This window comes from Frateuria defendens, from assembly GCF_001182895.1.
Classification (GTDB): Bacteria; Pseudomonadota; Gammaproteobacteria; order Xanthomonadales; family Rhodanobacteraceae; genus Frateuria_B; species Frateuria_B defendens.
Map to the genome: position 1 here is coordinate 1 of NZ_LFQR01000223.1, position 222 is coordinate 222.

1 protein-coding gene is annotated in these 222 nt (G+C 73.4%); it reads left to right on the forward strand.

Annotation, left to right across the window (positions count from 1 at the left end):
- Window positions 1–222, forward strand: a 222-nt coding sequence (locus tag ACH65_RS20385; RefSeq protein WP_161805636.1) for a hypothetical protein, incomplete at both ends; no start/stop codon positions are given.

The following is a 222-nucleotide window of genomic DNA, read 5'->3' on the forward strand; positions in this document are numbered from 1 at the left end:
GTGCTCACCGCGCAGCAGCTGCTCAACAGCGGGCGCATCGCCAGCCAGGGCCTGACCGCGCTGAGCGCCGGCGGCGACATTCTCAACACCAACGGCCGCATCAGCGGCGGCGTGGTGAGCCTGGTGGCGGGCGGCGACATCCGCTCGACTTCGCTGGGCGGCCTCGCCCACAGCGGCCTGCCAGCGGCGAGCCTCAGCGCGAGCCAGGGCCTGCAGATCCTC